Source organism: Streptomyces durocortorensis, from assembly GCF_016901035.1.
Lineage (GTDB): Bacteria > Actinomycetota > Actinomycetes > Streptomycetales > Streptomycetaceae > Streptomyces > Streptomyces durocortorensis.
Genome location: NZ_JAFEUF010000326.1, coordinates 976 through 6,445, shown reverse-complemented (window position 1 = coordinate 6,445; position 5,470 = coordinate 976). Strand labels below are relative to the sequence as shown.

At 70.1% G+C, this 5,470-nt stretch carries 4 protein-coding genes and 1 pseudogene; 2 read left to right on the top strand and 3 right to left on the bottom strand.

Annotation, left to right across the window (positions count from 1 at the left end):
• Positions 1 to 66: 66 nt before the first annotated feature.
• The gene (locus JS521_RS32785; protein ID WP_205086536.1) at positions 67 to 333 is read right to left on the bottom strand and encodes a DUF6269 family protein; all 267 of its coding nucleotides are present in this window, start codon (positions 331 to 333) and stop codon (positions 67 to 69) included.
• A gap of 158 nt (positions 334 to 491) precedes the next feature.
• Here JS521_RS32785 and JS521_RS32780 point away from each other — a divergent pair, with 158 nt between their 5' ends.
• Positions 492 to 2,078: an FAD-dependent oxidoreductase gene (locus JS521_RS32780; RefSeq protein ID WP_205086535.1), complete on the top strand. Its 1,587-nt coding sequence runs from the start codon at positions 492 to 494 to the stop codon at positions 2,076 to 2,078.
• 21 nt (positions 2,079 to 2,099) lie between these two features.
• Here JS521_RS32780 and JS521_RS32775 read toward each other — a convergent pair whose 3' ends face one another.
• Together JS521_RS32775 and JS521_RS32770 are read right to left on the bottom strand one after the other, a co-directional pair.
• Positions 2,100 to 2,921 carry a DUF3558 domain-containing protein gene (locus tag JS521_RS32775; RefSeq protein ID WP_205086534.1) on the bottom strand — a complete coding sequence of 274 codons (822 nt, stop codon included), beginning with the start codon at positions 2,919 to 2,921 and terminating at the stop codon, positions 2,100 to 2,102.
• 213 nt (positions 2,922 to 3,134) lie between these two features.
• Positions 3,135 to 4,025: a DUF3558 domain-containing protein gene (locus tag JS521_RS32770; protein WP_205086533.1), complete on the bottom strand. Its 891-nt coding sequence runs from the start codon at positions 4,023 to 4,025 to the stop codon at positions 3,135 to 3,137.
• 172 nt (positions 4,026 to 4,197) lie between these two features.
• Here JS521_RS32770 and JS521_RS32765 point away from each other — a divergent pair.
• Positions 4,198 to 5,388 (top strand): annotated as a pseudogene (locus tag JS521_RS32765) (RtcB family protein); the annotation flags it as partial.
• Positions 5,389 to 5,470: the final 82 nt, after the last annotated feature.

Below are 5,470 nucleotides of genomic sequence, written 5' to 3'. Positions count from 1 at the left end.
CCGGGCGCTGACCGGCCTGGCCGCCCGTGATCCCGGGCGGCACGCGGGGCGTTCAGCCGTGGGGGATCAGCCGCAGCCGCCCGCATGCCCCGAGTCCAGGCCGTAGACCGGTATCTCCGCGCTTCTCGCGATACCCGGCACCTCCGCCTCGCCGGTCGGGGCCGGGCCGGCCAGTGCGCTCAGCGCGTCGGCGTAGTCCGCCAGCAGTTCCGCCCACGGGGTGGCACTGTCGCGCAGCAGCAATCCCTGATCGCGCGTTCCGCGCACCTCGATTTCCGCCAGGACTGCCAGTGGATGCCGGACCTGAGGTGTGCCGGATTCGGCCTCGAACATTCTTCCTCCTGAGATGAGTTCCGGGCCCCGTTCAGGTCCCGCATCACCAGGTTCGGCCGCACCGGCATAGGAAATATCCAGCAGATCTGTATGCGTGAATACAGGCCCGTACAGCCCGGATACAGCTGCCGTACACGACAGAGGGGAAGGCTGATTCCATGGACAGTCACATCACGCGCATCGTTGTCGTGGGCGGCACGGCCGTCGGTTGGACAGCGGCCGCCCGGCTCGCTTCCGCATTCCGTGCGACCGTCTCCATCGCCGTGCTGGAGACGCCCGATCTGCCCGGCGCGGGAGGAAACTCCCAGGTGGCAGTCATCGAGCCGGAGTTCCAGCGTGAACTGTTCGACCGGCTCGGGGTTCCGGAAGAAGAATGGATGCGCACCTGCCGGGCATCCTTCAAAGCGGCCGTCCGCTACGTGAACTGGCGCACCGAAGGACCTGCGGAAATACTCCCGCGCACCCTGGAGAACGGCAGCCCCGACTATTTCTACGACCCGTGCTCCGGCATTCCGGAATGCGAGGACTCGCTGCTCCTCGACCACTGGCGCAGGCGCAGGGCGAACGGAGAGAGCACCGAGAACTTCGACTACGCGTGTTTCCGCGAGCCGCCCCTCATGGACGCCCGGAAATCACCACGCTGGCTGGACGGCCGACGGGCCTTCCCCTACGGCTGGCACGTCGACATCCGCCTGTTCACCGAGTACCTGCGGAATACGGCGACCGGCCGCTTCGGCGTCCGGACGCTCCGCGGCACGCCACGGACCGCGGAGCGCGACGAGCGGGGCATGCTCACCGCCCTGCACACCGCCGAAGGCCACAGGGTGCCGGGGGATCTCTTCCTCGACTGCACCGGCCCGGAGGGGCTGGTCCTTGCCGGAATTCTTCGCGAGCCATACCTCGACGCCCCCGACCGGCCGAGGTGCGACAGGGCGGTCACCGTCACCGTCCCGTACGACCGCACCGCGTACGACGTCGACCCCTTCACGACCGCCGCCGCGCTGCCGTCCGGCTGGACCTGGAAGATGCCCCTGGTGGACGGCTTCGAGGCCGGCCACGCCTACCCGGGTGACCGGATCGGGCCGGACGAGGCGGCGCGCACCCTGTGCGCCCTGTGGGGGCTGCGGCCCGAGCACACCCCCGTGCGCCACACCGCTCCGCGGACCGGGCACAGCCGCCGCGCGTGGGTGAAGAACTGCGTCGCCCTGGGCCCGGCGGCCGACGCCCGCGACTCCCTGGCGGGCGGACCGCTGAGCGGGGTCCTCAAGGCGCTGGACCGGCTCGTACGGGACTTCCCCGCCCTCCAGGACCGGGACGGGCCCGCGGCCCGCTTCAACCGTGCCGTGACGACCGGCTCCGCACGGGCCCGGGACTTCGCCCAGTTGCTGCACCACACGTCCCCCCGGGCGGACACGCCGTACTGGACCGCCCGGCGCACGGCCCCGCTCTCACCGGAGCTGGCGGACTGCCTGGCCGCGCACAGCGCGGCCCTGACCCCCGAGCGCCACGAACTGCGGTACGCGGGCGTGCTGGCCGCGCTCGCGCCGGGCGGTCGGACCTTCCGGGCGTCCCTCGCCCACCGGCAGGACGCCCGCGAGGTGGCCGACGCGCACTTCGTCCGGATCAAGCGTCAGCAGCACATCCTGCTGGAGACGCTGCCCACGGCGGGCCAGTACCTGAGCAGGCTTCACGTCCGCCCCACGGCGCAGCACACCGACCGGACGGCCCGGACTGCCCGGTACTGACCGCCCCGGTGGCCGGCCCGCCTAGGAGTCGCCCTTCGCGTCGTCCGAGTCCTTCTTCGCGTCCTTCTTCGCGTCCTCGGCCTTCGTGTCCTCGGCGTCGCCCTTCGCCGGGGGAGCGTCCTCGGCGCCGGCGGTCTTCTCGACCGCGGCGACCGCTTCCTTCGCCGCCTTCTGGGCGCCCTTGACGATGTCCCCGGACGAGGGCGTCTTCGCACCCGCGTAGCCCGCGCCGTTGTAGGTCAGGGTGACGACGACATTGCCCGTGCGCGCCACGACGGTGGCGTACGCGAAGTCCTCGTCCGTCTTGCTGAGGCCGTACGTGACGAGCGTGGCCTCCTCGCCGATGCCGGCCGCGGGCTCCGCGGCGACCTTCTTCGCGCCCTCGGCGGCCTTCGTCTTGGCGATCTGCTTCGTGTAGTCGGCGGTGGCCCGCTCGGCGCCGCTGCCCAGCGACTGGTCCGAGTCGAACCGGGTGTAGCCGACGTCCAGCCAGCGGTACTGCGAGCCCTTGACGCCCTGGTCGTCCAGGCCGTTCCAGGAGCAGCTGCTGCGGACCGACAGGTCGGAGGACCCGCCGGCCGTGCCGCCCTTCTTCTTGGCCTCGGGCACCAGGTCCTCGATCGTCTTCTTCGCGATCGAGGCGCACGGGTCGGGCAGATCAGTGAACTTCGCCGCCTCGACGGTGGGCTCCGAGGGCTTGGCGCTGGCCGTGCCGGACGACGAGGAGCCCGCGTTCTTCTTGCCGTCGGAGCCGGAGTCCGACGAGCAGCCGACGGCTACGAGCATCACCGGAACGGCGGCGCAGGCGAGGATGCGGGACAGGCGCGGGGCAGATCGGTGCATGGTTCCTTCACTCGGATGGCACGGAGCTCTCGGTGCTGGAGGTCTCGGTTCGTGCGGTGTACGGGCGGGCTCGGTAGCGGGTCGGTACGTCTTCCGGACAGCCACGGTACGACGGGCGGCGGGCGCCCCGCGCCGCCGCCGAGGGCCCCCGGGGCACGGAAACCCGGCCGGTGGGAGCCCTCGAAGGGGGTTCGGAGGGGCTTCGGAGGGGGCCTATTCGCTGAGCGCCTCGGCCAGCTTCCGGGCCAGTGCCTGGGCCTTCTCCTGAAGTTCCCTGCTGTCGGGCGCCTGCGTGATGAGGGCCGGCTGCTCGGCGTACCGGACGGTCACGACCACGTTCGATGTGCGGAATACCACGCTCACCGTGTGGCGCTGTGCGGTGGAACCTGCCCGAGTGGGCAGATCCTGCAGAAATGCGGCATCTCCGAGTCCGTCGAGGACGCGCGAGGGCAGGGCGTCCTCCGGGCTGCCGCTGCTGCCGCCGGTGCCTTCGGAGGACGAAGGGGAGGACGAGGGGTCGGCGGAGGAGGTGGCGTCGTCGTCTCCCGCGGGATCCTCGGACTTCCCCGCGCCCTTCTCCTGCTTCTCCTCCTTGTCCTCCTGCTCCTCGCCCTTCTTGCCCTTCTCCTCGCCGGTCGCGGTGTCCTTCTCCGCGTCCGGCCCGGGGGTCGCCGAGGACGACAGCCCCGCGGCCTTCTCCTTCTTCGCGTACAACGTGTCCGCGCGGTCGTCGTCGCTGACCGCGGGGTCGTAGGAGACGACGCGCTCCAAGTCGATGGAGAGGCTCCGGGTGGAGTTCGGCGCGTCGGCCTTCCAGCTGCAGCCGACCTTGCGGTCGGTGTCGTACGTGACGGCCGCCGATCCCCGGAACACCTTCTCCTGCTGGTCCCCGGGCAGTTCGGCGGCGCCGGGCAGCAGATCCTTCAGCGTCGTACGCGGCACGGCGCGGCAGGGGGCGGGCAGGGTCAGGTACTTGCCGGGCGGCGCGGGGGTGACCGTCGGGCTGCCCGCCTTGCTGTCGGCGCCGTTCGCGTCGCTGTCGGCGCCGGCGCTGCAGCCGACGGCGAACGCTGCGAGAAGCGCGACGCCGGGTACGTACGCCATGTGTCGCACCGTCCCAGGCTCCCTTCGGTACGGAAAACGGGTTGCCGCTCGAAGGCGGCCGATGGACACAATGTGTATCGCACGCGCCGCTGTGAATGCCGGTCGGCCGACAGGTTTGCCGATCTTGGCACCGGTTTTGCGCTTTCAGTCTTTTCGGGGGAATCGAGGAGTTATGTCGTACGTAGAGGTACCGGGAGCGAAGGTTCCCATCCGGATGTGGGCGGACCCCGCGTCGGTCGAGGACGGGGCGATGCAGCAGCTGCGCAACGTCTCGACGCTGCCGTGGATCAAGGGTCTGGCCGTCATGCCGGACGTCCACTTCGGAAAGGGGGCGACGGTCGGGTCGGTGATCGCGATGCAGGGCGCGGTGTGCCCGGCGGCGGTCGGGGTGGACATCGGCTGCGGAATGTCCGCCGTCAAGACGTCCCTCACCGCGAACGATCTTCCCGGCGACCTGTCACGGCTCCGCTCCAAGATCGAGCAGGCCATTCCGGTCGGCCGGGGGATGCACGGCGACGCGGTGGACCCGGGGAGGCTGCACGGGTTCCCGACGGCGGGCTGGGACGACTTCTGGGGGCGGTTCGGGGGGATCGCCGACGCGGTCAAGTTCCGTGAGGAGCGCGCCACGAAGCAGATGGGAACGCTCGGATCGGGAAATCATTTTATCGAGTTCTGTCTCGATGAGACCGGTTCTGTCTGGTTGATGCTCCACTCCGGTTCGCGGAACATCGGCAAGGAGCTGGCCGACTTCCACATCGGCCAGGCGCAGAAGCTGCCCCACAACCAGGGGCTGATCGACCGCGACCTGGCGGTGTTCATCGCGGACACCCCGCAGATGGCCGCGTACCGCAACGACCTCTTCTGGGCACAGGAGTACGCGAAGTTCAACCGGGCGATCATGATGGGTCTCTTCCAGGACGTGGTCCGCAAGGAGTTCAAGAAGGCCCGGGTGACCTTCGATCCGGTCATCTCCTGCCATCACAACTACGTGGCGGAGGAGCGGTACGAGGGGATGGACCTGCTGGTCACCCGTAAGGGCGCGATCCGGGCGGGGTCCGGCGACTACGGGATCATCCCGGGGTCCATGGGCACCGGCTCGTACATCGTGAAGGGTCTCGGCAACGAGAAGTCGTTCAACTCGGCGTCCCACGGCGCGGGCCGCCGGATGAGCCGGAACGCGGCGAAGAAGCGCTTCTCGACCCAGGACCTGGAGGAGCAGACGCGGGGAGTGGAGTGCCGTAAGGACTCCGGTGTCGTGGACGAGATCCCCGGCGCGTACAAGCCGATCGAGCAGGTCATCGATCAGCAGCGGGATCTGGTCCAGGTCGTCGCGAAGCTCAAGCAGGTGGTGTGTGTGAAGGGGGGGGGGCCGGGCCCCCCCCCCGGGGGGGCGGCCTCGGTGGCCGCTGCCAGGTCCTGGACCTGGAAGCGGACGTGCCAGCGGG